The 25644-nt window shown below is 70.5% G+C and carries 30 protein-coding genes, 1 tRNA gene and 1 riboswitch; of the genes, 10 read left to right on the top strand and 21 right to left on the bottom strand.

Going from position 1 to position 25644, the window contains the following annotated elements; genetic code table 11:
- Window positions 1-556: 556 nt before the first annotated feature.
- The 4 genes from ABZY20_RS36250 to ABZY20_RS36265 form a co-directional block, all read right to left on the bottom strand.
- A complete protein-coding gene (locus tag ABZY20_RS36250) occupies window positions 557-1249 on the bottom strand; it encodes a DUF1707 domain-containing protein (RefSeq protein WP_356447644.1) in 693 nt (230 codons plus the stop codon).
- A gap of 33 nt (window positions 1250-1282) precedes the next feature.
- The gene (locus tag ABZY20_RS36255; protein WP_356447646.1) at window positions 1283-2299 is read right to left on the bottom strand and encodes an ATP-binding cassette domain-containing protein; all 1017 of its coding nucleotides are present in this window, start codon (window positions 2297-2299) and stop codon (window positions 1283-1285) included.
- Between the two features lies 1 nt (window position 2300).
- Window positions 2301-3092 carry an ABC transporter permease gene (locus tag ABZY20_RS36260; protein ID WP_356447695.1) on the bottom strand — a complete coding sequence of 264 codons (792 nt, stop codon included), beginning with the start codon at window positions 3090-3092 and terminating at the stop codon, window positions 2301-2303.
- Window positions 3093-3189: 97 nt separating this feature from the next.
- Window positions 3190-3996, bottom strand: coding sequence for an ABC-2 family transporter protein (locus ABZY20_RS36265; RefSeq protein WP_356447648.1), 807 nt, complete (start codon window positions 3994-3996; stop codon window positions 3190-3192).
- A 473-nt stretch (window positions 3997-4469) separates the two neighbouring features.
- Here ABZY20_RS36265 and ABZY20_RS36270 point away from each other — a divergent pair, with 473 nt between their 5' ends.
- Window positions 4470-6887, top strand: a complete 2418-nt coding sequence (locus tag ABZY20_RS36270; RefSeq protein ID WP_356447650.1) for a transglycosylase domain-containing protein — start codon at window positions 4470-4472, stop codon at window positions 6885-6887.
- 6 nt (window positions 6888-6893) lie between these two features.
- Here the strand turns inward: ABZY20_RS36270 and ABZY20_RS36275 are convergent, their stop codons facing one another.
- From ABZY20_RS36275 to ABZY20_RS36285, 3 genes are all read right to left on the bottom strand, one after another.
- Complete coding sequence (locus tag ABZY20_RS36275) at window positions 6894-7214, bottom strand: multidrug efflux SMR transporter (RefSeq protein WP_356447652.1); 321 nt, start codon at window positions 7212-7214, stop codon at window positions 6894-6896.
- Window positions 7215-7246: 32 nt separating this feature from the next.
- Window positions 7247-7308: riboswitch (guanidine-III (ykkC-III) riboswitch) on the bottom strand.
- Between the two features lie 76 nt (window positions 7309-7384).
- A complete protein-coding gene (locus ABZY20_RS36280; protein ID WP_356447654.1) occupies window positions 7385-7741 on the bottom strand; it encodes a co-chaperone GroES in 357 nt (118 codons plus the stop codon).
- 44 nt (window positions 7742-7785) lie between these two features.
- On the bottom strand, window positions 7786-8115 hold the full coding sequence (locus ABZY20_RS36285) for a DUF3618 domain-containing protein (protein WP_356447655.1): 330 nt from the start codon (window positions 8113-8115) through the stop codon (window positions 7786-7788).
- 95 nt (window positions 8116-8210) lie between these two features.
- Here ABZY20_RS36285 and bcp point away from each other — a divergent pair, with 95 nt between their 5' ends.
- The 4 genes from bcp (at window position 8211) to ABZY20_RS36305 (ending at window position 10378) form a co-directional block, all read left to right on the top strand.
- The gene (gene bcp / locus ABZY20_RS36290; protein ID WP_356447657.1) at window positions 8211-8678 is read left to right on the top strand and encodes a thioredoxin-dependent thiol peroxidase; all 468 of its coding nucleotides are present in this window, start codon (window positions 8211-8213) and stop codon (window positions 8676-8678) included.
- Between the two features lie 139 nt (window positions 8679-8817).
- Window positions 8818-9438, top strand: coding sequence for an HNH endonuclease (locus tag ABZY20_RS36295; protein ID WP_356447658.1), 621 nt, complete (start codon window positions 8818-8820; stop codon window positions 9436-9438).
- A complete protein-coding gene (locus ABZY20_RS36300) occupies window positions 9435-10295 on the top strand; it encodes an HNH endonuclease signature motif containing protein (RefSeq protein ID WP_356447660.1) in 861 nt (286 codons plus the stop codon). The genes ABZY20_RS36295 and ABZY20_RS36300 overlap by 4 nt, the downstream gene beginning before the upstream one ends.
- 7 nt (window positions 10296-10302) lie before the next feature.
- Window positions 10303-10378, top strand: a tRNA-Leu gene (locus ABZY20_RS36305).
- Window positions 10379-10441: 63 nt separating this feature from the next.
- On the opposite strand, the gene rdgB is transcribed toward ABZY20_RS36305, so the two are convergent.
- The 4 genes from rdgB to ABZY20_RS36325 all read right to left on the bottom strand — a co-directional run bounded on the left by rdgB (window position 10442) and on the right by ABZY20_RS36325 (window position 12782).
- The gene (gene rdgB, locus ABZY20_RS36310) at window positions 10442-11044 is read right to left on the bottom strand and encodes an RdgB/HAM1 family non-canonical purine NTP pyrophosphatase (protein WP_356447662.1); all 603 of its coding nucleotides are present in this window, start codon (window positions 11042-11044) and stop codon (window positions 10442-10444) included.
- Between the two features lie 133 nt (window positions 11045-11177).
- On the bottom strand, window positions 11178-11576 hold the full coding sequence (locus ABZY20_RS36315; protein WP_356447663.1) for a hypothetical protein: 399 nt from the start codon (window positions 11574-11576) through the stop codon (window positions 11178-11180).
- A 144-nt stretch (window positions 11577-11720) separates the two neighbouring features.
- Complete coding sequence (rph, locus tag ABZY20_RS36320) at window positions 11721-12458, bottom strand: ribonuclease PH (RefSeq protein WP_356447665.1); 738 nt, start codon at window positions 12456-12458, stop codon at window positions 11721-11723.
- 90 nt (window positions 12459-12548) lie between these two features.
- Window positions 12549-12782, bottom strand: a complete 234-nt coding sequence (locus ABZY20_RS36325; RefSeq protein ID WP_356447667.1) for a PTS glucose/sucrose transporter subunit IIB — start codon at window positions 12780-12782, stop codon at window positions 12549-12551.
- Window positions 12783-13032: 250 nt separating this feature from the next.
- Between ABZY20_RS36325 and ABZY20_RS36330 the strand changes: the two genes are divergently transcribed.
- Window positions 13033-14259 carry a PTS transporter subunit EIIC gene (locus ABZY20_RS36330; protein WP_356447697.1) on the top strand — a complete coding sequence of 409 codons (1227 nt, stop codon included), beginning with the start codon at window positions 13033-13035 and terminating at the stop codon, window positions 14257-14259.
- Between the two features lie 176 nt (window positions 14260-14435).
- A complete protein-coding gene (locus ABZY20_RS36335) occupies window positions 14436-15698 on the top strand; it encodes a PTS transporter subunit EIIC (protein ID WP_356447668.1) in 1263 nt (420 codons plus the stop codon).
- 60 nt (window positions 15699-15758) lie between these two features.
- On the opposite strand, the gene ABZY20_RS36340 is transcribed toward ABZY20_RS36335, so the two are convergent.
- Complete coding sequence (locus ABZY20_RS36340; RefSeq protein ID WP_356447670.1) at window positions 15759-16511, bottom strand: MBL fold metallo-hydrolase; 753 nt, start codon at window positions 16509-16511, stop codon at window positions 15759-15761.
- Window positions 16512-16723: 212 nt separating this feature from the next.
- Between ABZY20_RS36340 and ABZY20_RS36345 the strand changes: the two genes are divergently transcribed.
- Window positions 16724-17167: a type II toxin-antitoxin system PemK/MazF family toxin gene (locus ABZY20_RS36345; RefSeq protein ID WP_356447672.1), complete on the top strand. Its 444-nt coding sequence runs from the start codon at window positions 16724-16726 to the stop codon at window positions 17165-17167.
- Window positions 17168-17228: 61 nt separating this feature from the next.
- On the opposite strand, the gene ABZY20_RS36350 is transcribed toward ABZY20_RS36345, so the two are convergent.
- The 9 genes from ABZY20_RS36350 to ABZY20_RS36390 all read right to left on the bottom strand — a co-directional run bounded on the left by ABZY20_RS36350 (window position 17229) and on the right by ABZY20_RS36390 (window position 23163).
- Window positions 17229-18179: a cysteine synthase gene (locus ABZY20_RS36350; protein WP_356447676.1), complete on the bottom strand. Its 951-nt coding sequence runs from the start codon at window positions 18177-18179 to the stop codon at window positions 17229-17231.
- Window positions 18180-18185: 6 nt separating this feature from the next.
- Entirely contained in the window at window positions 18186-18464 is a 279-nt protein-coding gene (locus ABZY20_RS36355; RefSeq protein WP_356447677.1) for a MoaD/ThiS family protein, read from the bottom strand.
- Window positions 18465-18587: 123 nt separating this feature from the next.
- Window positions 18588-18683: a putative leader peptide gene (locus ABZY20_RS36360; protein WP_316959376.1), complete on the bottom strand. Its 96-nt coding sequence runs from the start codon at window positions 18681-18683 to the stop codon at window positions 18588-18590.
- 110 nt (window positions 18684-18793) lie between these two features.
- Window positions 18794-19216, bottom strand: coding sequence for a M67 family metallopeptidase (locus ABZY20_RS36365; protein WP_356447679.1), 423 nt, complete (start codon window positions 19214-19216; stop codon window positions 18794-18796).
- A 132-nt stretch (window positions 19217-19348) separates the two neighbouring features.
- Window positions 19349-20788, bottom strand: coding sequence for an amino acid permease (locus ABZY20_RS36370; protein ID WP_356447681.1), 1440 nt, complete (start codon window positions 20786-20788; stop codon window positions 19349-19351).
- A gap of 364 nt (window positions 20789-21152) precedes the next feature.
- Window positions 21153-21761 (bottom strand): DUF2017 domain-containing protein, encoded by a 609-nt coding sequence (locus tag ABZY20_RS36375; protein ID WP_356447683.1) that lies wholly within the window; start codon window positions 21759-21761, stop codon window positions 21153-21155.
- 32 nt (window positions 21762-21793) lie between these two features.
- Complete coding sequence (clpS, locus tag ABZY20_RS36380) at window positions 21794-22111, bottom strand: ATP-dependent Clp protease adapter ClpS (protein ID WP_356447685.1); 318 nt, start codon at window positions 22109-22111, stop codon at window positions 21794-21796.
- A 161-nt stretch (window positions 22112-22272) separates the two neighbouring features.
- The gene (locus tag ABZY20_RS36385) at window positions 22273-22458 is read right to left on the bottom strand and encodes a hypothetical protein (RefSeq protein ID WP_356447687.1); all 186 of its coding nucleotides are present in this window, start codon (window positions 22456-22458) and stop codon (window positions 22273-22275) included.
- Window positions 22459-22467: 9 nt separating this feature from the next.
- The gene (locus ABZY20_RS36390) at window positions 22468-23163 is read right to left on the bottom strand and encodes a hypothetical protein (protein WP_356447688.1); all 696 of its coding nucleotides are present in this window, start codon (window positions 23161-23163) and stop codon (window positions 22468-22470) included.
- A gap of 340 nt (window positions 23164-23503) precedes the next feature.
- On the opposite strand from ABZY20_RS36390, the gene ABZY20_RS36395 reads away from it, so the two are divergent.
- A complete protein-coding gene (locus ABZY20_RS36395) occupies window positions 23504-24850 on the top strand; it encodes a nicotinate phosphoribosyltransferase (RefSeq protein WP_356447691.1) in 1347 nt (448 codons plus the stop codon).
- Window positions 24851-24965: 115 nt separating this feature from the next.
- Complete coding sequence (locus ABZY20_RS36400) at window positions 24966-25553, top strand: nicotinamidase (protein ID WP_356447692.1); 588 nt, start codon at window positions 24966-24968, stop codon at window positions 25551-25553.
- The last annotated feature ends 91 nt before the right edge of the window (window positions 25554-25644 follow it).

Raw genomic sequence — 25644 nt, forward strand, 5'->3', positions numbered from 1 at the left:
CGGATGCCCCTTGCCCGGCCGTGCTGGGGATGCCCCTCGCCCGACCGTGCCGCCCGTGCGGGACGGCTGCCCGCGGGCGGCAGGAGCGGCGGGCGTCAGCCGGGCTCCCGCCGTCCTGCCCGGCGCTCCACGTCTCCCGGCCGACGGAGTCCTTCGGCCTCCGGACGGCGAAGGGGTCGGCGCCAGCCAGCGGAGCTGTAGGGCCGCCGGTCACAGCGGACCGGCGGAGCTGTCGGGCCGCCGGTCACAGCGCACCGGCGTCGCCGCCGGGCCCGGCAGGTGCACAACGCGGCGCTGCAGGTGCCCGCCCCGGGCTCACCGCACCGCCCCAGGCTCCCGGCCGTCTGGGGGTCCCGGCCCGCCCGGGGCTCCCAGCCCGCCCGGGCCTCCCGGCCACGCCCCGGCCTCCGGCTCCCGCCCGAGCGGGATGGACCCCGCTCGCCCGGCCGTGCCGCGGATGCCCCCTCGCCCAGCCCTGCCGCCCGTGGTGCACGGCGCCGCCGCCGGGGGTGGCCCAACTGCGGGACGGCTGCCGCCGGCAGCAGCGCAGCGGGCGTCAGCCGAGCTCGCGCCGTCCCTCCCGGCGCTCCAGCTTCTCCCGGCGGCGTTCCTCGCGGAGGCGCAGCTTCTCCGCCCGCGTCGGCTTGCGCTCCACCCCGACGCCGCCCCAGAACGCGAAGCCCTTCACGATCACCCGGGGAGCGCCCGGCTCGCCCGGCACGCCCTCCTCGCGGTGGTCGAAGCCGCCCATGACGCCGATGCCGCGCACCACGACCTCGACGCCGGGCGGGACGATCACGTCCACCCCGCCCATGATCGCGACGGCGTTGATCTCGACCTCGCGGTCCGCGAAGTTCGCCTCGCGCAGGTCGATCTCCCCGCCGCCCCAGAAGGCGAAGCAGGTGAAGCGCCGCGGCATCGTCCAGCGGCCCTTGCGCTGGAAGCCGGACATGACGGCGACCGCCCACGTCGAGGACCCCTCGCCGCCGACGATCCGCTCCGGCCAGCCCGGTTCGGCCGACGGGTCCTTGCGCAGCGACACCACCGGCGCGGTGACGCCCTCGGCCGGCAGGTCGCGCGTGATCGGCGCCAGTTCCCCGTAGGTGCGCGCCCGGTACGTGGCGTCCAGCCGCTCCTCGAACTCCTCCATGTCGAGACGGCCCTCCGCGAGCGCGTCCCGCAGGACGCCGGCGACCCGTTCACGGTCGGCGTCGGAGGCGCGGAGGTCCGGGACTGAGTCGTCGGTCATACACAGCAGCCTACGAGTTCACCCCGCCGGCGGCTACGAGATCGCCCGCCCGGCCGGCTCCGGCGGCGGCTCGCGGGTGTCCCCCAGCGCGTGCAGCATCCGGGCGATCACGGCCTCGATGTCCGGCTCCCGCACCGACAGGTCCACCAGCGGGTACTGTCTGGCGATCCCCGCCACGAGCGGCGCCGCCGACTGTGCGGCCGGGAACGCCAGCCACTGCCGGGGGCCCTCCACCCGGACCACCCGCGCGGGCGCCGGCGCCTCGATGGGCGGCAGTTCCCGCTCCAGGTCCACCACCAGGGTGCGCTCGCCCTCCCCCGCCTCGTGCAGCCCGGTGAGCGGCCCGTCGTAGATCAGGCGCCCGTGGTCGATGACCATCACCCGCGAGCACAACTGCTCGATGTCCTGCAGGTCGTGCGTGGTCAGCAGCACCGTCGTGCCGCGCTCGGCGTTCAGCTCCTTCAGGAACGCCCGCACCCTGGACTTCGACACCACGTCGAGCCCGATGGTCGGCTCGTCCAGGTACAGCACCTCCGGGTCGTGCAGCAGCGCCGCCACGATGTCGCCGCGCATCCGCTGCCCGAGGGAGAGCTGGCGGACCGGCACGTCCAGCAGGGCGCCCAGGTCGAGGAGTTCGACCAGCCGGTCGAGGTTCTCGCGGTAACGGGCGTCCGGGATCCGGTACATGCGGTGCATCAGCCGGTAGGAGTCGACCAGCGGCAGGTCCCACCACAGCGTCGTGCGCTGCCCGAACACCACGCCGATGCGGTGCGCGAGGCGGGTGCGCTCACGGGAGGGGTCGATGCCCGCCACCCGCACCCGGCCGGCGCTCGGGGTGAGGATGCCCGTCAGCATCTTGATCGTGGTGGACTTCCCGGCGCCGTTGGGGCCGATGTAGCCGACCATCTCGCCGCGCTCCACCCGGAAGGAGATCGAGTCGACGGCCCGCACCCGCCGCCGCTCCCGCCTCATGAAGCCGGTCTTCCGGCGCACCTCGAAGACCTTCTCGACACCGTCGAGTTCGATGAACCCGCTCTCGGAACCGGTCAACTCAACTCCCTGTACTCCGGTAGGAACGAAGCCCCGCCCGCCACGCCGCCCCCGCCAGCGCGCAGCACACCGCCGCCACCGCCGGCGACGCGAACGCCACCCACCCGGGCAGCTCCAGCGGGTACGGCCGGCCCAGCACGTACGACGCCGGCAGCCAGTTGACGAAGGCCAGCGGCAGCACGAACGTCACCCCGCGCACCAGGTCCTGGCCGAACACGGCCGGCGGGTACTGCAGCAGCGTCGTCCCGCCGTAGGTGAACGCGTTCTGCACCTCCGAGGCGTCCTGCGCCGCGAACTGGAAGGCCGCGCCCGCCACGAACACCGAGCAGAAGATCGCCCCGCCGGCGGCCACCATCAGCGGCATCAGCAGCAGCTTCGGCACCGTCCAGTCGATGTCCAGCGACACCAGCGCCCAGCCCAGCACCAGGGAGCCCTGCGTGACCCGGCCCAGCCTGCGCAGCGCGAAACGGTCCGCGGCCACCTGCGCCAGCACCGGCGCCGGCCGCACCAGCAGCGTGTCCAGCGTCCCGTCGCGCACCCGGCGCCCGAGCCGCTCCATCGACCCGAGCAGCAGGTCGGCCAGCCCGAACGCCACGCTGGACAGGCCGTACAGGAAGGCGATCTCGGGCAGCGAGAAGCCGCCGAGCGCGTCGACCCGGGAGAACATCAGCAGGATCGCGACGAAGTCCAGCCCCGTCACCGCGAAGTTGGTGAACGTCGTCAGCACGAAGGAGGTCCGGTAGGCCATCGTGGAGCGGATCCACATGGCCGCGATCAGCCCGTAGGTCCGCAGCCCCTCCCGGGCACGGCCGGGCCGAACGGCGTCGGCGCGCTCCCAGCGGGTGTGTTCCGGGCGGGTGTGCTCCCGGCGGGTGTGCTCCCGGCGCGTGTCAGCCACCCTGCACCACCACCCGCCGCGTCGCCGCCGACTGCAGCAGCCGCCCGGCCGTCAGCAGCGCCACCGCCCAGGCCGCCTGGAAGGCGTACGTGCCCAGCGGGTCGGCCTCGCCGAGCAGGACGTCGGCCGGCGCCTGCAGCACCGACGACCAGGGCAGCAGCCGCACCACGTCACCGAACACGCCGGGGAAGACGTTCAGCGGCAGCAGCATCCCCGAGCAGAACCAGCCCACGAACCACGAGATCTGGACCACTCCGGTGCCGTCGATCAGCCAGAACGCCGACAGCGCCACCAGGTACCGGATCGCGAACCCGACCACCCAGGCCAGCAGCACCGCCACCGCGAACGCCGGCCAGGCCGTCACCTGACCGGGCAGCGCCAGCGGGAACAGCAGCGCCCCGAAGACGAACGGCGGCACCCCGCGCGCGAACAGCTCGAACAGCGCCCGGCCCCCGTCGGCCGCCATCCACCACAGCTCCAGATCGGCGGGCCGGTACAGGTCGACGGCCACATCACCCGTACGGATGCGCTCCATCAGCTCGTCCTCGAACCCGCCGCCGCCGATGCCGAGCGTCTTGAACAGCGCCTGGCCGACCCACACATAGGTGATCGCCTGCGCCTGGTCGTAGCCCCCGAGGCCGGGTCTCTCGTCCCACAGCGCGAGGTACGTGTACGCCAGGATCAGGCCGAAGACGGTGTTGGTGAACACCCCGGCCAGCGTGGCCGCCCGATAGGTCGCGTACCGCCGGAACGCCCCCGCCGCGACGGCCGCGTACAACCGTCCGGAGCCCACACCCACCGCCCTCCTCGCCACCGGCACCGAAGCGCAGGAGCCTAGCGGCCCGTTGATCCCGCGTGCCACGGGATTTCGCGCCGTCACCGGGGCGCCGCGGGGCGATCCGGCACCGGCCCAGACGGTACGATCCGTTGGGTCCGCGCGGGCCGGGGCGCCCGCGGCCGGGGCGAGCGGCGTGGCGGCACGACCGGCCGGGGCGGACCTGCACGAGCCGTCGCGTCCCGGGCCGTGACCCCCTCCGGGCGCACGCCGCGCATGCGACGGCGCGATGCGAGCAGACGTGGGGAACAGCGCGGTGCACTCCGTGCTCTCCCGCCTGCCCGCCCGCGCGCCGCCCGTCTCGCCCCACGCCTCACGACACGGCCCTCGATCAGGGAACTGATCGCCGGACGGGACAGTCTTCATCACAGGGGCACAAGAGCGAGCAGAGACGTACGGGAACGACGTACGACGCGAAACAGGAGTCCGTGCACGACATGAGTGACGAGCCTCAGCCGCAGCAGCCGAATCCGGGCTGGGCGCCGAGTACGCCGCAGGCGGACGCCGACGGCGACCCGGGCACGCCCGAGGGCACGGCGGCCGGGAAACGGAAGCGGACCGGGTGGCGCCGGATCATCCCGACCTGGCGCATGACCCTGGGCGCCGCCATCATCGTCGTCATGCTGCTGGCCGGCGGCTTCTTCCTGGGCTACTCGCTGGTCAAGATCCCGCCGGCCAACGCGCTCGCCACCAAGCAGGCCAACGTCTACCTGTACGCGGACGGCTCCGTGATCGCCCGCGACGGCGAGGTCAACCGGGAGAACGTCACGCTCCCGCAGATCTCCAAGGACGCCCGGCACGCGATCCTGGCCGCCGAGGACCGCGACTTCTACACCGAGTCGGCCGTCGACCCCAAGGCCATGGTCCGCGCCGCCTGGAACACCGCCCTCGGCAAGGGCAAGCAGTCCGGCTCCACGATCACCCAGCAGTACGTGAAGAACTACTACCTGCGCCAGGAGCAGACCGTCACGCGCAAGGCCAAGGAGTTCTTCATCGCGATCAAGCTGGACCGCGAGGTGAGCAAGGACCACATCCTCGAGGGCTACCTCAACACCAGCTACTTCGGCCGCAACGCCTACGGCATCCAGGCCGCCGCCCAGGCCTACTACGGCATGGACGCCAAGGACCTCGACCCGGCCCGCGCCGCCTACCTCGCCGCGCTCGTCAACGCGCCCAGCCAGTACGACGTCGTCGCCCACCCCGAGAACCGCAAGGCCGCCGAGGCCCGCTGGAACTACGTCCTGGACGGCATGGTCAAGAAGGACTGGCTCAGCGCGTCCGAGAGGGCCGGCATCAAGTTCCCGATGCCGAAGGAGTCCACCCTCTCCACCGGCATGTCCGGGCAGCGCGGCTACATCGTGCGGATCGTCAAGGACCACCTCACCGAGAACAAGATCATCGACGAGGACAAGCTCGACGCCGGCGGCTACCGCATCACGACCACCCTGCAGAAGAGCAAGCAGGACGCGTTCGTGAAGGCCGTCGACGACAAGCTGATGTCCAAGCTGGACAAGAAGAACAACAAGGTCGACCGCTACGTCCGCGCGGGCGGCGCCGCCGTCGACCCGAAGACCGGCAAGGTCGTCGCGATGTACAACGGCGTCGACTACGTCAAGCAGTACACCCCGAACGCCACCCGCCGGGACTTCCAGGTCGGCTCCACCTTCAAGCCGTTCGTGTTCACCTCCGCCGTCGAGAACGGGTCGACGACCCAGGACGGCCGCGCCATCACCCCGAACACGATCTACGACGGCACCAACAAGCGCACGGTCCAGGGCTGGACCGGCGACCCCTACGCCCCCGAGAACGAGGACCAGCGCTCCTACGGCGACATCACCGTCACCGAGGCCACCGACAGCTCCGTGAACTCGGTGTACGCGCAGATGGCCGCCGACGTCGGCCCGCAGAAGGTCAAGCAGACCGCCATCGACCTCGGCGTCCCCGAGACCACCCCCGACCTCGCCGACGGCCCCGCCATCGCGCTCGGCACGGCCACCGCCAGCGTCCTCGACATGGCCGAGGCCTACGCCACCCTCGCCAACCACGGCCGGCACGGCACGTACACGATCGTCGAGAAGGTCGCCAAGGAAGGCACCCCGATCGAGCTGCCCCAGCGGCGCACCCGGCAGGCCGTGAGCCGCGAGGCCGCCGACACCACCACCGCGATGCTGCAGAGCGTCGTCCAGAACGGCACGGCCTCCGCCGCGCAGGCCGCCGGCCGCCCCGTCGCGGGCAAGACCGGCACCGCCGAGGAGGACACCGCCGCCTGGTTCGCCGGCTACACCCCCGACCTGGCCACCGTGGTCTCCGTCATGGGCCAGGACCCGGTCACCGCCGCCCACAAGTCGCTGTACGGCGCGATGGGCCTGCCCCGCATCAACGGCGGCGGCGCCCCCGCCGAGATCTGGACGCAGTTCACCCAGGACGCCCTCGAGGGCAAGCCCGCCAAGCAGTTCGACCTGCGCCTCCAGCCGGGCTCCGACGCCTCGCAGGCACCCCCGGCCGAGCCCTCGGCCGACCCGACCACGGGCACCACCGACGGCGGCGGCGACACCACCGGCGGCCAGGACACCGGCACCCAGACGCCCGAGCAGACCCCGAGCGCCCCCGAGGGGCAGACCGACGGCGGCACCACCGACGGCACCACCGGCGGCGAGTCCCCCACCGGCGGCGGCACCGCGGACGGCGGCACGACCACCGGCGGCGGCACCACCACGGGCGGCGGCACCGCGGACGGGGGCACCACCGATGGCGGCACGACCACGGGCGGCGGCGACACCACCGACGGCGGCACGACCGGCGGCCCCACCGGCCCCGGCTGGGGCGTGGTCCCGCAGGGCGCCCGCCGCGAGTAGGGCGGGTCAGTGACCCGAGGTCGCCTTCAGCCCCACCACGGCGACCAGCAGCAGGCACACGAAGAAGATCCGGGCGGCGGTGGCCGGCTCCCCCAGCACCACCATGCCGAACACCGCCGCCCCGGCCGCGCCGATCCCCACCCACACGCCGTAGGCGGTACCGATGGGCAGGGTCCTGGCGGCCTGCGAGAGCAGCAGCATGCTGGCGACGATCCCGGCGCCGGTGAGCACACTGGGGACCGGGCGCGTGAAGCCGTCGGTGTACTTCATGCCGACGGACCAGCCGACCTCCAGCAGACCGGCGACGACGAGCAGAACCCAGGCCATGACGGGCACCTCCGGGAAACGGGCTGACGGTGGGTGCGTCGTCTTTGCCTTGGTCCCGGTACGGCGCGTCTCGTCGGGGTCCGTCCACGCTAGCAACCCGCACGGCGAAGGGGCCGGTGACGTTGGTCACCGGCCCCTCGCGACACTCTGCGGACCTGGCTCCGGCAGCCCTACAGGTACAGGCCGGTCGAGTCCTCCGAGCCCTCGAACCGGTCCGCGGCCACGGCGTGCAGGTCGCGCTCGCGCATGAGCACGTACGCGATGCCCCGCACCTCGACCTCGGCGCGGTCCTCCGGGTCGAACAGCACCCGGTCGCCCGGCTCCACCGTCCGCACGTTCTGCCCCACCGCGACCACCTCGGCCCAGGCCAGCCGCCGGCCGACGGCCGCCGTGGCGGGGATCAGGATGCCGCCGCCGGAACGCCGCTCGCCCTCGCCGGTCTCCTGCCGCACGAGTACGCGGTCGTGGAGCATCCGGATGGGCAGCTTGTCGGGATGGGTGCTCTGCTCGTTTCTCTTGGCGCTCACGCCCTGAAACCTACCTGTCTCCCCCGGATCCGTGGCCGGCCGGGTCAGCCCTTGCGCCGCCGGGTACCGACGGCCAGCAGCCCGACGACACCGACCACGAGCAGCGCGACCGGCACGACCCGCTCCAGCCGGGGCGAGCCGTCCTCGTCCACGAAGCGGGCGCGCACATCGGTGACGGCCCGGTTGACTCCCACGTACGCCCGCCCGAGCGTGTGGTCGATGTTGGACGCGACCTTGGCCTTCGCGTCCCCGACGATGGTCTTCGGGTGCACCCGCACCCCGATCTCGTCGAGGGTCTCGGCCAGGGTCGCGCGGCGGCGCTTGATGTCCGCCTCGATCTGCGCCGGGGTCCTGGTGTCCGCCGTGTCCGCCACCGTGTCGCCTCCGAAGTCGGTGTGAAGCCTGTGCTGGACAGTCTGTCAGCTCCGCGGCCCGTCGCACGGTCAGGACCCCCGGTTACGCTGTGACGATGAGCGAGCGACTCCAGCCGGGGGACGTGGCCCCCGCCTTCACCCTGCCCGACGCCGACGGCCACGAGGTGTCCCTCTCCGACCACAAGGGCCGCAAGGTCATCGTCTACTTCTACCCCGCCGCCCTCACGCCGGGCTGCACGAAGCAGGCCTGCGACTTCACGGACAACCTGGAGATGCTGGCGGGCGCGGGCTACGACGTGATCGGCATCTCCCCCGACAAGCCGGAGAAGCTGGCCAAGTTCCGCGACAAGGAGTCCCTCAAGATCACCCTCCTCGCCGACCCGGACAAGCAGGTCCTGGAGTCCTACGGCGCGTTCGGCGAGAAGAAGCTCTACGGCAAGACGGTCGTGGGCGTCATCCGCTCCACGGTGATCGTCGACGAGGACGGCAAGGTCGAACGGGCCCTGTACAACGTCAAGGCGACGGGCCACGTCGCCAAGATCATCAAGGACCTGGGGATCTGACCGCACCGGATCCCCCTGTGAGCGGCCCGTACCGGCGACGTCCGGTGCGGGCCGTTCCGCATTCCGCGCGTGACGGTCCGATAAACGGTTCGTTAATCCGTACGAGATCACGAACGGGTGGTCGAGAACGGAGGCGATCATGGGGGCCAGGTACACCCGCGAGATGCTCGAAGAAGCAGCCCGGGTGACAACGAACTGGGACGACGCCGTTCGATGGTGCGGGGGCACACCCACACCTGGCAGCAGACGTTATCTGCGCCAGAAGATGACCGAAGCGAGGGTGGACGTCACCCACTTCCCGACCCGGTGGGCACGCCACACCGAGGAAACGCTCCGCGAGGTGGTGGCGGTGTCGTCCAGTGTCAAGGAGGTGCTTCGCCGTCTGGACATCAGCCCGGTCGGCGGCAACCACACGCACATCAGCCGCCGTATCGCGGCCCTGGGCATCGACACGTCCCACTTCGTGACGCCACCGCGGAGGTCAAGATCCCGCGGCGATCTGCTGAGCCTCGGAACACCACAGGCCGGCAGGGTCCCGGGAAGCCGGCTGCTCCGGCAGTTGCTCCGCATCGGAGTGCCGGAAAGATGCGTCATGTGCGGCACGGGACCCACGTGGAACGACAAGCCCCTCCGGCTGGAGGTCGACCACATCAATGGCGACTGGTGGGACAACCGCCCGGGAAACCTCCGGTTGCTCTGCGCCAACTGCCATGCGGTCACGGACACATACCGGGGGCGCAGGCGGAGGACGGCCCCGTGAGCACGCCGAGGTACACACGAGAGCTGCTGACCCGTACTGCCGCGGAAGCCACCAGCCTGGTCGACCTGATGCGCAGACTGCAGGCTCCGATGGGGAGCGGCCCCCGCTGTTATCTCAGCAAGCGGCTGCGGCACTACGGCATCGATGTGTCGCACTTCCGCGAGGAGTCTCTGCCGGAGCGCGAACGACGCAGCTACCCGGAACACCTCCTGCGAGAAGCCGCCGCTCAGTCGAACAGCATCAGGGAAATGGTGCAGTACATGGGGCTTTCGCCCCGCGACAGCCCGTACGGCTACATCAGAAGGAAGCTGGACGCGTTCGGCATCGACACCTCGCACTTCACCGGAGGGCGCAACAATGACTGGGCGGCCCTCTTCCCGCGTGAAGACATCACACGTGCCGTCGCCGCGTCACACAGCTTGTCCGGGGTGCTGCGCATGCTCGGTCTCGCCACTCTCGGTGGTTCCGGGCGGGCGAAGGCCAAACGCAGCATCGGGTTCTACGGCCTGCCGACCGACCACTTCACCGGACAAGGCCATTTCCGGGGCACCTCCTCCCCGCGCCGTAGGCCCGCGGCCCAGATCCTGGTGAGACGCCCTCCTGGTTCTCCCCGCACGCGGACGAACCTCCTCAGGCGGGCACTCGACGACCTCGGCGTGCCCCATGTGTGCGGCGAGTGCGGCACCGGGGAGAGTTGGCAGGGCAGGAGACTCGTGCTGGAGATCGACCACATCGACGGCGATCGGCTGGACAACCGGATCGAGAACCTGCGATACCTCTGCCCCTCGTGCCACAGTCAGACGCGGACCCACTCGCGATCTCGCCGCGACGGCACCGCTCTCGGCCCAGTACAGTAACCGCGACGGGTCCGTACCCCAGCTGGCCAAGAGGGCGCCGGTTTAGGTCCGGTGTGTCGTGGGTTCGAGTCCCACCGGGCCCATGCCGACAGGGGCGCAGCACCATCGCGGTGCCGCGCCCCTCGTCGTAGGCGGGCCCGCGCCCCTCAGCCCAACAGCTCCCGCACCACCGGCACCAGCGCCCGGAACGCCTTGCCCCGGTGGCTGATCGCGTTCTTCTCCTCGGGGGTCAGCTCCGCGCAGGTGCGGGTCTCGCCGTCCGGCTGGAGGATCGGGTCGTAGCCGAAGCCGCCCGTGCCGGCGGGCTTGTGGCGCAGGACGCCCCTGAGTTGGCCTTCGACGACCCGCTCCGTGCCGTCGGGCAGGGCCAGGGCCGCGGCGCAGGCGAAGTGGGCGCCGCGGTGTTCCTCGGCGATGTCCGCGAGCTGTGCGAGGAGGAGGTCGAGGTTGGCCTTGTCGTCGCCGTGGCGGCCGGACCAGCGGGCGGAGAAGATGCCGGGGGCGCCGTTCAGGACGTCGACGCAGAGGCCGGAGTCGTCGGCGACCGCGGGCAGGCCCGTCGCCCGGGCGAGGGCGTGGGCCTTGAGCAGGGCGTTCTCCGCGAAGGTGACGCCGGTCTCCCTGACGTCGGGGATGTCCGGGTAGGCGTCGGCGCCGACGAGTTCGTGGGGCAGTCCGGCGTCGGCGATGATCGCGCGGAGTTCGGTGATCTTCCCGGCGTTGCGGGTGGCGAGGATCAGGCGGGTCATGGACCCCAGTATCGCGGGGCTCCGCCGCGCCCCGTCAGGGGGCGCGGGGAACTGCGCGAGCGACCATGACGCGCCCGCAGACGGCCCCCGGCAGAACCCGGCACACGAGAAGCCCGGCCCAGCCGGCGCGGCGTTACGGCGTGCAGACCTTCGTCAGTTCGCCCGCGGCGTCGGTGACGGGGCTGATGTCGGGTGTCTCGTCGCCGTTCTTGATGGACGTGCGGACGTTGTCGACGGCCTTGTTGAGGTCGTCGACGGCCTTGTCGACGTCGGCGTTGTCGGTCTTGTCGCCGATGTCGTTGAGGTTCTTGTCGATGGAGTCGAGGGACTCGTCGAGCTGGGTCGGGTCGTTCGCGGCGTTGTCCACGGCCTGCTGGAGTTCCGTGACGCTGTCGGCGATGGCGTCGGCGGTCTGGACGCAGTCCAGCGCCTTGTCGACGGCGGCGCAGCCGGTGGTGAGTCCGGCGGTCAGCGCGACGGCCGCCAGGGTGGCGGCGACGGCTGCGGTGCGGCGTCGGCGGCTCGCGGCCATGGAGCGGTCCCTCTCGTTCGACGGGCCGGTCGGGCCCGTGGTGGCTGGCCGGGCGCACAGGGATGAGCCGTGCGCCCGTACTTGTTCAGACGCGCGGGTGCTCGGCGCGGTTGCCCGGGCCGAGAACGTGTCTTGGTGCGTCCTTTACTCTCCGAGGACGCTGTCGAGTGCGGAGCGCTGGTGGGCGGCGAGTTCCGTGCAGCCGGCGACAGCGAGGTCGAGCAGGGCGTTGAGTTCGTCGCGGGCGAAGGGCTCGGCCTCGGCGGTGCCCTGGACCTCGACGAAGCGGCCGTCGCCGGTGCAGACGACGTTCATGTCGGTGTCGGCCTTGACGTCTTCCTCGTAGCAGAGGTCGAGGAGGGGGACGCCGGCGACGATGCCGACGGAGACGGCCGCGACGGTGCCGGTCAGGGGCTGGCGGCCGGCCTTGATCAGCTTCTTGCGCTGGGCCCAGGCGACGGCGTCGGCGAGGGCGACGTAGGCGCCGGTGATGGCCGCGGTGCGGGTGCCGCCGTCGGCCTGGAGGACGTCGCAGTCGAGGACGATGGTGTTCTCGCCGAGGGCCTTGTAGTCGATGACGGCGCGCAGCGAGCGGCCGATGAGGCGGCTGATCTCGTGGGTGCGGCCGCCGATCTTGCCCCGGACGGACTCGCGGTCGCCGCGGGTGTTGGTGGCGCGGGGCAGCATGGAGTACTCGGCGGTGACCCAGCCTTCGCCGCTGCCCTTGCGCCAGCGCGGGACGCCTTCGGTGACGGAGGCGGTGCAGAAGACCTTGGTGTCGCCGAAGGAGACGAGGACGGAGCCCTCGGCGTGCTTGCTCCAGCCGCGCTCGATGGTGATGGGGCGGAGCTGCTGGGGGGTGCGGCCGTCGATTCGAGACATGGCGCCGAGCCTATCCGTACCGGCGGAAGGGGCCCCTCCCCGGTGGGGAAAGGGCCCTCAGAGGGTGAAGCCGGGGACGATGCCCGCTCTTCACATCATGTCTTCGATCTCCGCGGCGACGGGGTCGGCGTCGGTGCCGATGACGACCTGGATGGCGGTGCCCATCTTGACGACGCCGTGGGCGCCGGCGGCCTTCAGGGCGACCTCGTCGACCTTGGCCGGGTCGACGACCTCGGTGCGCAGGCGGGTGATGCAGCCTTCGACCTCTTCGATGTTGTCGATGCCGCCGAGCCCGGCAACGATCTTCTCAGCCTTGGTGGCCATCTTCGTTCTCCCTGATCCGAACCGCTTTGTCGCAGTAACCCACAGTTGGCCCATCTTCGCGAGCGGTCCTGTCGTGGCTGCCGAAGGATGGCGTCACGTCAGCGCGACCGTTCGAACGACTGGTCTACACCACGAGCCCGTGTCTCGACAAAGGGGGCCGGAATTGAGTGCCGACAGCCCGGCCGGCGCGGGCGCCGCCGCCGGCCCCGCCCGGGTCCGCTGGAACCGGCTGTTCCAAGGGCTGCAGAAGATGGGGCGCAGTCTCCAGCTGCCGATCGCGGTGCTGCCGGCGGCGGGCATCCTGAACCGGCTGGGGCAGCCTGATGTGTTCGGGGCGGACGGTCTGGGCTGGACGAACGTGTCGAAGGTGATGGTGGGGGCGGGCGGGGCGCTGCTGGACAGTGCGCTGGGGCTGCCGCTGCTGTTCTGCGTGGGTGTGGCGATCGGTATGGCGCGGAAGGCGGACGGTTCGACGGCGCTGGCGGCGGTGGCCGGTTTCCTCGTGTACTTCTCGGTGCTGCGCCAGTTCCCGCGGGGCTGCCCTCAGGGGTCGGTGGCGGTGCCGAACGTGGGGTGCCAGGTGACCGAGGGGGACCGGACGGTGACGGCGTTCGCGTTCCAGAATCCGGGGGTGTTCGGCGGGATCGTGATGGGGCTGCTGACCGCGTTCTTCTGGGCCCGTTTCCACCGCACGCGGCTGGTGGACTGGCTGGGGTTCTTCAACGGGCGGCGGCTGGTGCCGATCATCATGGCGTTCGTGGCGATCGCGTTCGCGGCGCTGTGCCTGTGGGTGTGGCCGCCGGTCGGTGACGCGCTGGAGGGGTTCAGCGACTGGCTGGACGGGCTGGACGCGTGGGGCGCGGGGGTGTTCGGGGTGGCGAACCGGGCGTTGCTGGTGGTGGGGCTGCACCAGTTCCTGAACGTGCCCATCTGGTTCCAGTTCGGCTCGTACACCAAGCCGGACGGCACGGTGGTGCACGGGGACATCAACATGTTCCTGGCGGGCGATCCGGACGCGGGGCAGTTCACCTCGGGGTTCTTCCCGATCATGATGTTCGCGCTGCCGGCGGCGGCGCTGGCGATCACGCACTGCGCGCGGCCGGAGCGGCGCAAGGAGACCGGTGGTCTGATGCTGTCGGTGGCGCTGACGTCGTTCGTCACGGGCATCACGGAGCCGATCGAGTACTCGTTCCTGTTCGTGGCGCCGGTGCTGTACGCGGTGCACGCGCTGCTGACGGGGGTGTCGATGGCGGTGACGTGGGGGCTGGGGGTGCACGACGGGTTCAGTTTCTCGGCGGGGCTGATCGACTACGTCATCAACTGGAATCTGGCCACGAGGCCGTGGCTGATCGTCCCGATCGGGCTGGGTTTCGCGCTCGTCTACTACGTGATCTTCCGGTTCGCGATCGTGAGGTTCGACCTGAGGACTCCGGGGCGCGAGCCCGCGGAGGAGGTCGAGGACAGCGCCGGGGCGTGATCGTCGCATCGGGCGGAATTGGCGGGTTCCACTCGTTCGGCCTACCGTGCTACAACTGGTCTACACCACTCACTGGTGAGGGTCGCGCGGCGCAGACCGCGTTCCCCTTTCTTTGAGACGCCGCCGTCCCCCGTCGACTCTTCCTGGGCGGCGCCGTGCCCCCTGGAGGAAAGTCCATGTCCACAGATACTGCCGCGCCCGCGAGCCCGAAGAAGGGGACCGCGGTGATGGCGGTCCTGCAGCGCATCGGCCGCAGCCTCATGCTGCCCGTCGCCGTGCTGCCCGCCGCCGCCCTGCTGGTCCGCCTCGGCAACACCGACATGCTCGGGCGCGAGTCGTTCCCCGCCTTCCTCACCAAGATCGCGGGCTTCATGGCAGCCGGCGGCAACGCGATCCTCGACAACATGGCACTGCTGTTCGCCGTGGGCATCGCGATCGGCTTCGCCAAGAAGTCGGACGGCTCCACCGCCCTGGCGGCCGTGGTCGGCTACCTCGTCTTCAAGAACGTGCTGGCCACCTTCACCGACGAGAACCTGCCGCAGGTGGCCAAGGTCGTCGACGGCAAGATCGTCATGACGGACGCCCCGGTCGACGCCAAGGTGCTCGGCGGTGTCGTCATGGGCCTGGTCGTGGCCCTGCTCTACCAGCGGTTCTACCGCACCAAGCTGCCCGACTGGGCGGGCTTCTTCGGCGGTCGCCGCCTGGTCCCGATCCTCGCCGCCTTCGCGGGCCTGGTGATCGGCATCGTCTTCGGCTACATCTGGCCGGTCCTCGGCACGGGCCTGCACAACTTCGGTGAGTGGCTGGTCGGGTCCGGCGCCGCCGGCGCGGGCATCTTCGGTGTCGCCAACCGTGCGCTGATCCCGATCGGCATGCACCACCTGCTGAACTCCTTCCCCTGGTTCCAGGCCGGCACCTACGAGGGCAAGAGCGGTGACATCGCCCGCTTCCTGGCCGGGGACCCGAGCGCCGGGCAGTTCATGACCGGCTTCTTCCCGATCATGATGTTCGCCCTGCCGGCCGCCTGCCTGGCGATCGTGCACTGCGCCCGTCCCGAGCGCCGCAAGGTCGTCGGCGGCATGATGTTCTCCCTCGCGCTGACCTCGTTCGTCACCGGTGTCACCGAGCCGATCGAGTTCACCTTCATGTTCATCGCGCCGGTGCTGTACGCGATCCACGCGGTGCTCACGGGTGTCTCGATGGCGCTGACCTGGGCCCTGGGGATGAAGGACGGCTTCGGCTTCTCGGCCGGCGCGGTGGACTTCTTCCTGAACCTCGGCATCGCGACCAACCCGTGGGGCCTGGCCCTGGTGGGGTTGTGCTTCGCGGCGGTCTACTACGCGGTGTTCCGCTTCGCGATCACCAAGTTCAACCTGCCGACGCCGGGCCGCGAGTCCGACGAGGAACTCGCCGAGCTGCAGAAGGCGGAGGCGAAGTAGCCCGCTGACGCCGAAGGCCCCGGAACCGCCCGGTTCCGGGGCCTTCGCGTGTGCGGGCGGTCAGATCCCGTACGTCCGGCCCGGCACCGCGAGTTCGACCGGACCGTCGTAGACCGCACGGGCGTCGGTCAGGTTGACCCGGGGGTCCGTCCACGGCGGGATGTGGGTGAGGACCAGGCGCCGGGCACCGGCCCGGGCGGCGGTCTCACCCGCCTCGCGGCCGTTGAGGTGCAGGTCGGGGATGCTCTCCTTGCCGTGCGTGAACGCCGCCTCGCACAGGAACAGGTCGGCGTCCCGGGCGAGTTCGTCCAGGGCGGGGCTCACGCCGGTGTCGCCGGAGTACGTCAGGACCTTGCCGCCGTGCTCGATGCGGATGCCGTAGGCCTCCACGGGGTGGGCCACCCGCTCGGTGTGCACCGTGAAGGGGCCGATGTCGAACGTCGACGGCTTGACCGTGTGGAAGTCGAAGACCTCGCTCATGGAGGAGGCGGTGGGGGTGTCCGCGTAGGCGGTGGTCAGCCGGTGTTCCGTGCCTTCGGGGCCGAAGACGGGAAGCGGGTCGCAGCGGCCGCCGTCGTGGCGGTAGTAGCGCGCGACGAAGTACGCGCACATGTCGATGCAGTGGTCGGCGTGCAGGTGGCTGAGGAAGATCGCGTCGAGGTCGTAGAGACCGCAGTGGCGCTGCAGCTCGCCCAGGGCACCGTTGCCCATGTCGAGAAGCAGCCGGAAGCCGTCGGCCTCGACGAGGTAGCTCGAGCAGGCCGATTCCGCGGACGGGAACGACCCCGAGCAGCCGACGACGGTGAGCTTCATGAAGCAGAAACCTCCGCTGGCGGGAATGTCTGTGAGGGGCGTCGGGGGTCGTGCGGTTCGTCGAGCGTAAGGCGCAAAACCTCCGGTAGCTCCTCCGCCAAGGCCTGTTGTGGGCGAACTCACCTGTGGTGTCACCGGTTCGGCTGGCAGGTCCGGCTGTGATCCTTGCGAGGACGGGCGCGTGGGAGGGTGTGCGCCGGTAACGTCTCAGTATGGACACGTCCTGGTGGCTGGCGCTCGCCGCGGTGGTACTGCTCGCGCTCGTCGCCACGCTCGTCGACGGCTGGGGCCGGGGCCGCCGCCCCCTGGAGCGGCGCGGCCGTACGCCGGCGGTCGCGGTGGCGGGCCGGCCGCAGCCCGCGGAGATCTGGTGGGCCGACGTGCCCTTCGAGGATTCCGCCCGGACGAAGGACCGGCCCTGCCTGGTGCTGGCGGTGCGCGGGGAGCGGGCGACCGTCGCCCGGATCACCACGCGGTTCCGGCACGGGCGCGCGGGGGTGATCCCGTTGCCCCCGGGCTCGGTCGGGGACGCCCGGGGCCGCGCGAGCTTCCTGGAGACGGACGAGTTGCGCGAGGTGCCGGTGTGGGGGTTCCGGCGGCGGGTCGGGGTGGTGGATCCGGCGCTGTGGGACCAGGTGCGCTACCTGGCGGGCTGAAGCGGTGAACACGAAGGGCCGGAGTCGTGACTCCGGCCCTTCGGCGCGTCCTTGCGGCCCCTCACGCCCAGAGCTGGCCCTGGAGCGTGTCGATGGCCTCCTCCGTCGTGGCCGCCGTGTAGACGCCCGTCGACAGGTACTTCCAGCCTCCGTCGGCGACGACGAAGACGATGTCGGCCGTCTCACCGGCCTTCACGGCCTTCCGTCCCACGCCGATCGCGGCGTGCAGCGCGGCGCCGGTCGAGACCCCGGCGAAGATGCCCTCCTGCTGGAGCAGCTCGCGGGTGCGGGTGACGGCGTCCGCGGAGCCGACCGAGAAGCGGGTGGTCAGCACGGAGGCGTCGTACAGCTCGGGCACGAAGCCCTCGTCGAGGTTGCGCAGGCCGTAGACCAGGTCGTCGTAGCGCGGTTCGGCGGCGACGATCTTCACGTCCGGCTTGTGCTCGCGCAGGTAGCGGCCGACGCCCATGAGCGTGCCGGTGGTGCCGAGTCCGGCCACGAAGTGGGTGACCGACGGCAGGTCGGCGAGGATCTCCGGGCCGGTGGTGGCGTAGTGGGCGCCCGCGTTGTCGGGGTTGCCGTACTGGTAGAGCATCACCCAGTCCGGATGTTCGGCCGAGAGCTCCTTGGCGACCCGCACGGCGGTGTTGGAACCGCCCGCGGCCGGGGAGGAGATGATCTCGGCGCCCCACATGGCGAGCAGGTCCCGGCGCTCCTGGGAGGTGTTCTCCGGCATCACGCACACGATGCGGTAGCCCTTGAGCTTCGCCGCCATCGCCAGGGAGATGCCGGTGTTGCCGGAGGTGGGCTCCAGGATCGTGCAGCCGGGGGTGAGGCGGCCGTCCTTCTCCGCCTGCTCGATCATGTGCAGGGCCGGGCGGTCCTTGACCGAGCCGGTGGGGTTGCGGTCCTCCAGCTTCGCCCAGATCCGGACGTCGGCGGACGGCGACAGCCGCGGCAGGCACACCAGAGGGGTGTTGCCCACCGCGGCCAGGGGTGAGTCGTAGCGCATGTCTGATCAGACCATGCCGCCGGCCACGGCCGGCAGGATCGTGACGTTGTCGCCGTCCGACAGCTTCGTGTCGATGCCGTCGAGGAAGCGCACGTCCTCGTCGTTCAGGTAGACGTTGACGAAGCGGCGCAGCTGGTCGCCGTCCACGATGCGCGCCTGGATGCCCGCGTGCCGGGTCTCGAGGTCGCTGAAGAGCTCGGCGAGGGTGTCCCCCTTGCCCTCCACCGTCTTCTGGCCGTCGGTGTAGGTGCGGAGGATGGTCGGGATGCGGACCTCGATGGCCATGGCTCAGGGCTCCTGTCGGAAGGTGTCGTCGGTTGGTGGCGCGCGGCGGCGCGGGCGTGCGTGGTGGTACGCAGGTGGAGCGTTTCGCCGCGGCTCACGGCCGTACGGCGGCAGGGTGCTGCGTCAACAGATGGCGCTGGCGAGCCTGCACAGATCGACGTGCAGCCGCGCCACGAGCAACATGCCCGGCGTCTTTTCGCTCACGTCGTGGAAAACCATGCGGTCATCGTATCGATTCCCGACCCGGCCCCCCGAGTGTGATCCCATATGCCGGACGCATTTCATCCGCATGTCGAGATGCGCAGGCGGAGGCCGTGTTCAGGGCGTGATCAGTACGCCTCGACGATGCGGACCTCCTCCTCGGTGACCTCGCCCTCGACGATGCGGAAGGAGCGGAACTGGAACTCGCCGGCGCCGTCGGTGTCGGCGGTGGAGACCAGGACGTAGTGGGCGCCGGGCTCGTTGGCGTAGGAGATGTCGGTGCGCGAGGGGTAGGCCTCGGTCGCGGTGTGGGAGTGGTAGATGACCACCGGCTCCTCGTCGCGGTCGTCCATCTCACGGTAGAGCCTGAGCAGGTCGCCGGAGTCGAACTCGTAGAACGTGGGCGACATGGCCGCGTTCAGCATGGGGATGAAGCGCTCGGGGCGGTCCGAGCCCGCCGGGCCGGCGATGACGCCGCACGCCTCGTCGGGGTGGTCCTTGCGCGCGTGGGCGACGATCTGGTCGACGAGGGCCTGGGTGATGGTCAGCATGCTCGTCAGGATAAGCAACGGGCCGTTCCGTACCGTTGGCTGGTACGGAACGGCCCACATGCCGGACGCCCTGAGCGGCGGCCGCGGGGGTGCCACGAGTACCCCCGGCGGCCGGGCGTCCTGGCGGGCCGGTCAGCCGACCTTCTCGAGCTCCGGCTCGTCGTCGCCGCGCGCGGTGAGCTGCGGGTGGCGGTTCTTCAGGAGCGCCCAGCCGGCGCCCAGGGCGACGGCCCAGCCGGCCGCGACGTACAGGCAGATCCGCGCGTCCTTGTCGTACGCGATCATGCAGGTCACGCCGACCAGGAAGAGGAGCGCGACCCAGCTGAAGAGCGCGCCGCCGGGAGCGGGGAAGGACGAGGCGCGCAGCCGGCCCGCGTCGACCGCCGCGCGGTAGCGGATGTGGCTGACGAGGATCATCATCCAGGTCCAGATGCCGGCCGCGGTGGCGACGGAGGTGACGTAGAGGAACGCCTTCTCCGGGACGACGTAGTTCAGGACGACGCCGATGCCCATGAGGGCCACGGAGACCGTGATGCCGACGGCGGGCGTCTTGCGGGCGTTGAGCTTGCCGAACGACTGCGGGGCCTCGTGGTTGGCGGCGAGGTCGCGCAGCATCCGGCCGGTGGAGTACATGCCGGAGTTGCAGGACGACAGGGCCGCGGTGAGCACCACGAAGTTGACGATGCCGGCGGCGAGCGGGATGCCGATCTTGCCGAAGGCGTGCACGAAGGGGCTCTCGCCGGCGGAGAACTCGGTCCACTTGACGACGGAGAGGATCACCAGCAGCGCGCCGACGTAGAAGACGATGATGCGCCAGGGCAGGGTGTTGATGGCCTTGGGCAGGGTCTTCTCGGGGTTCTCGGACTCGCCCGCGGTGACGCCGACGAGCTCGACGGCGAGGTAGGCGAACATGACGCCCTGCAGCGTCATCAGGCTGGAGCCGATGCCGTTCGGGAAGAAGCCGTCGTGCGCCCAGAGGTTGGAGACGGCGGCGGTGTCACCGGCGTCGGAGAAGCCGAGGGTGAGCACGCCGAGACCGATGACGATCATGCCGATGATGGCCGTGACCTTGATCATCGAGAACCAGAACTCGACCTCGCCGAAGATCTTGACGGAGATCAGGTTGACGCCGAAGAGCACCACCAGGAACACCAGGGCGCTGACCCACTGCGGGATCTCCGGGAACCAGAAGTGGATGTAGATCGCGGCGGCCGTGAGCTCGGCCATGCCGGTGACCACCCACATCAGCCAGTACGTCCAGCCGGTGACGAACCCGAAGAACGGGCCGAGGAACTCGCGGGCGTACTCGGCGAAGGAGCCGGAGACGGGCCGGTAGAGCAGCAGCTCGCCCAGGGCCCGCATGATGAAGAAGATGACGACGCCCGCGAGGGCGTACATGAGGATGATGCTGGGGCCGGCCTTCGCGATGTTGGCTCCGGCACCCATGAACAGGCCGACGCCGATGGCGCCGCCGATCGCGATCATCTGGACCTGACGACTGCCGAGGCCGCGTTCGTACCCCTCCTCGGGGACGTCGGTGGCCTTCGTGTCGGTGACCTTCGAAGAGGTCATGTGTGGTGCGCCTTTCTCCATGCCGACCCGGGCCTTCCGTCGGCCTCGGATCGGGTCTCGATCCCCCCGGATGATGGAGTTGAGCGAACTGCACGAGCCCGCTCGTGCCTGGCCGGCGGTCGCCGGCTCGGTGGCGCACCCGGCCGAACATTCGGGTGGTGTTCGCCGGGCGGTCGTGAAGATTTATCACGGCCGCACGGCGGATCGGGACGCGAAATGTGGCGCACCGCACAGAAAGAAGCGGACAAAGCGCGACAGGAGTACCCATAGAACACGAGCACTCTTGGGGGGATCGTTACCCGGATTTGAGCGTCCGCTGAGCGAACACGCATCGGTCACGCGGCGGGTACGGAACCCTCACAGATCACGACATAAGGGTTCCGACCAGCGTCTCCTGCAGTCCGCCGAGCCAGAGATAGGCCATCACCATCGGCTTGCGCGGGTCGTCGTCCGGCAGCCGGTAGAGGAGGTCGCCGTCCTCCTCGTCGCTGATCTCCAGGCGTGAGCCGATCGCGAGCCGCAGGTCGTTCAGGGCGCCCAGCCACTGCCGGGCCTCCTGCGGCGACAGCTTCAGCACGGCCCCGCCCTCACCGGCCGATGCCGTGGAGAGCGCGTCCAGGGAGCGGACCACCGCGAGGGCGTTGTCCCGCTTGCCGGCGCGCAGGTCGTTCTCGGTGTAGCGGCGGAACTCCGCGGAGTACGCCCGCTGCTCCTCGGCGTCCCGGGGCGTGGCGGGCTGTTCGGGGTCGCTGTAGGCGTCCGGGAAGAGGCGCCGGAGCACCGGGTCGGCGGGCGGCTCGCTCGGGCCCTCGGCGAACATCGCCGCGAGCGGGTCGTCGGAGGCGTCCGCGGCCGGGCCCGGGCCGATGAGCTCCAGGAGCTGGACGGCCAGCGACCGGATGATGGAGATCTCGACGTCGTCGAGGGCGACGGCCGCGCCGCCGCCGGGAAGCGGTTCGAAGGTTCCGGGCATGAACGCCTTTTCGCTGCTGGGCGGGGTGCTGGCTACTTGCGGTCCTGCTGGAGGGTGGCCCACAGGCCGTAGCCGTGCATGGCCTGCACATCGCGTTCCATCTCCTCGCGGGTACCGCTGGAGACGACCGCCCGGCCCTTGTGGTGGACGTCGAGCATGAGCTTGGTGGCCTTGTCCTTGGAGTAGCCGAAGTACGTCTGGAAGACGTACGTCACGTAGCTCATGAGGTTGACCGGGTCGTTGTGGACGATGGTGACCCAGGGGACGTCGGGCTCGGGTACGGCGAAGGCCTCCTCCGCCGACTCGGTGCGTTCGATCTCCAGGGGCGCGGGTGACGTCACATGGCCCATGCTGCCACGCGCGCTCCGTTGATGTGACACGGCCACCCCGACCGCCTCGCACAGCGGCTCCCGCGGACACAAGAAGAGAGGCCGGTATCGCTCCTTTTCAGCGAAAGGAGCGATACCGGCCTTCTGGTGCGCGATGAACTCACGAATGCCGGAGACGGACTTTATTGATTGCGGGCGCCCGCACCGACCCTGCTCTTCCTGTACCCCATGAAGAAGTAGGCGATGAGGCCGACCTGAATCACCAGCAATACAGACAGTTCGATCGGCCCGAATCGCCCACCCACTGCCGTCAGGACCGCGAGGAAAACGGCGACGGTCAGGGCGATCTTCAGGATGAGCATCTTCATGAAGTCCCCTCAGGACCCGGTACTGAACGTGACTTTCCCGTTACCCTTGACCTTGGTCTTGACCCAAGGGTAGGTGTGGGCGCACGCGATGTCACCCACGAAGCAGTGAGCGATCTTCCGCTTCATGTAGGACGTGGCGGAGGACGCCGGAACGGCACTCTTCTCGTTCTTCAGCCGTTCCTTCACCTCGATCCAGTCCAGAGCGTTGGTGACGTCGTCGGCCCGGTACCGCCACGCCCTGACCTTGCCGTCCTTGTAGTTGAACTCGGCCCAGTGGTGGTACTTGTAGATCACGGAGTTCGTGTAGCTGTAGTGCGTGCGGATGACGTGGGTCTTCCGCCACTTCCCGCCCGTGATCCGGATCCCGAAGGTGGCGGGCGCCGCAGACTCCGTCTCGGCCGGCGTCGTCACCGCGTCGCCACTGGAGCTGTCCGCGTCGGCGGGCGGCGTCAGGTCCGCGAGCTCTTCGGCCGTGAGGGGCTCGCCGTTCGCCGGGGACACGAGCTGACCGCCGTCGGTGAGTTCGGCTTCCTTCACCACGACCGTCGGGTCCTTGCGCGGGTCGGGCAGCGACCCCGCCAGGTTCGGGTTGGTCATGATGAGATCGATGTCGGCCTGCGTCCAGCCACCCTCGAGGGTGCGCTTGATCGCGGCCTGCACCGCCGGGTCCGCCGGATCGGCGCCCTTTTCAGCGGCAGAACTCACGGGCGCCAAAACCGTCATCAGGACGGCGAAAGTCGAGAGTGCACCGGTGGCCAGGTACGACTTTCTGTGAGGCAGATTCGCCTTCATCAAATTCCCCCCATATCGGATGCAACATACAGAGATCTGGTCAGGACCTCTTTGCGTCGCACATGAGTTCGTCACTTTAGGCGGTCGGCGTGCAGCCTGGCAACGCCGTTCTTCCGCTGGCCGGAAATAGCTTTTCCGGCGACTCTGCCTTACCTCCTGAAGAATATACTGAATTCCGATATGCCCACTTCTGGCAATTATTCCGGGAATGTGAAATCGTCATAGTGACGAGATGAGGGTACGATCGGTTGCCATGAACACAGCGGACCTTGGGCTGCCGGTGGATGTCCCCTCGACGGCGCTCTTCACGGACCAGTACGAGCTGACGATGCTGCAGGGCGCGCTGAAGTCGGGCACGGCCGAGCGGCGGAGCGTGTTCGAGGTCTTCACCCGGCGGCTGCCGGACGGGCGCCGCTACGGCGTCGTGGCGGGCACCGGGCGGGTCCTGGACGCCGTGGAGAACTTCCGCTTCGACGCGGGTGTGCTCGGCTTCCTGCGCGAGCGGCGGATCGTCGACGAGGAGACCCTCGAGTGGCTCGCCGGCTACCGGTTCAGCGGTGACGTCTGGGGCTACGCCGAGGGCGAGGTGTACTTCCCGGGCTCGCCGATCATGCGGGTCGAGGGCACCTTCGCCGAGTGCGTGCTGCTGGAGACGGTGATCCTGTCGATCCTCAACCACGACTCGGCGATCGCCGCGGCCGCCTCCCGCATGGCGGCCGCCGCCGGCGACCGGCCGCTGATCGAGATGGGCGCCCGGCGCACCCACGAGCTGGCCGCGGTGGCGGCCTCCCGCGCGGCCTACGTCGGCGGCTTCTCGACCACCTCCGACCTCGCCGCCGGCTTCCGCTACGGCATCCCCACCGTCGGCACCTCCGCGCACGCCTTCACGCTGCTGCACGACAGCGAGCGGGACGCCTTCCAGGCCCAGGTCAACACCCTCGGGCGGGGCACCACCCTGCTGGTGGACACCTACGACGTCACCGAGGCGGTCCGCACGGCCGTGGAGGTCGCCGGGCCGGAGCTGGGCGCGGTGCGGATCGACTCGGGAGACCTGCTGCTGGTCGCGCACCGGGTGCGGCAGCAGCTGGACGAGCTGGGGGCCGCCGACACGAAGATCGTGGTGACCTCCGACCTGGACGAGTACGCGATCGCCTCGCTGGCGGCGGCGCCCGTGGACGCGTACGGCGTCGGCACGCAGCTGGTGACCGGCTCCGGCCACCCCACCTCCTCGATGGTCTACAAGCTGGTCGCCCGGGCGGAGAGCGCCGACCCGAAGGCGCCGCTGGTGCCGGTGGCGAAGAAGACCACCGGCGGCAAGGCGTCCGTGGGCGGCCGCAAGTGGGCCGCCCGGCGGCTGGACTCCCACGGGGTCGCCGAGGCCGAGGTGATCGGCACCGGGCCGGTGCCGGCCGGGCTCGCCGACCGGCAGCTGCTGGTGGAGCTGATCAAGGGCGGCGAGGTGGTCGCCCGTGAGCCGCTGGACGCGGCGCGGGACCGGCACGCGGCCGCGCGCGCGGGGCTCCCCATGTCGGCGACCCAGCTCTCGCGCGGGGAGCCCGTCCTTCCGACGGAGTACCTGCAGCCGGCCTCGGGTAGCTAACTGCGGTGTGCCGCGATGCGCCGGCCTCCGCCCCTTCCCGCCCGCCGCTTCCCGTCCATAGGCTCGGTTGTACTCCGGCCGGGCCTGCCGACCTCATAGCCGAAGGACACCGACCATGCGCCGCGCCTTGATCGTCGTAGACGTGCAGAACGACTTCTGCGAGGGGGGCAGCCTCGCGGTGACCGGCGGTGCCGATGTGGCGGCCGCCATCACCGAGCTCATCGGGCAGGCGGCCGGGTCCGGCTACCAGCACGTGGTGGCCACCCGCGACCACCACATCGCCCCCGGCGGCCACTTCTCCACCCACCCCGACTTCGTCCGCTCCTGGCCCGCGCACTGCGTCGCGGGCACGGAGGGCGTCGGCTTCCACCCGAACTTCGCCCCCGCGGTGGCCTCCGGCGCGATCGACGCGGTGTTCGACAAGGGGGCCTACGCGGCGGCGTACAGCGGCTTCGAGGGGACCGACGAGAACGGCACCCCCCTCGCCGAGTGGCTCCGCACCCGCGAGGTCACCGAGGTCGACGTGGTCGGCATCGCCACCGACCACTGCGTCCGCGCGACGGCCCTGGACGCGGCGCGCGAGGGCTTCCGGACGCGGGTGCTGCTGGAGCTGACCGCAGGGGTGGCCGAGGAGACCACCGCGCAGGCGGTCGAGGAGATGGAGGGGGCGGGGGTCGAGCTTTCCGGCAAGCCCGTCGTCTAGGGTCCGTCTTCAAACGGATCTTGCCCAGAGCAGGAACGATGCGAGGGTGACCGCTGCCTCGTACGGGGTGGCGGTCTTTTCGTATCTGGTG

The organism is Streptomyces sp. NPDC006624 (assembly GCF_040611555.1).
Taxonomy (GTDB): Bacteria; Actinomycetota; Actinomycetes; order Streptomycetales; family Streptomycetaceae; genus Streptomyces.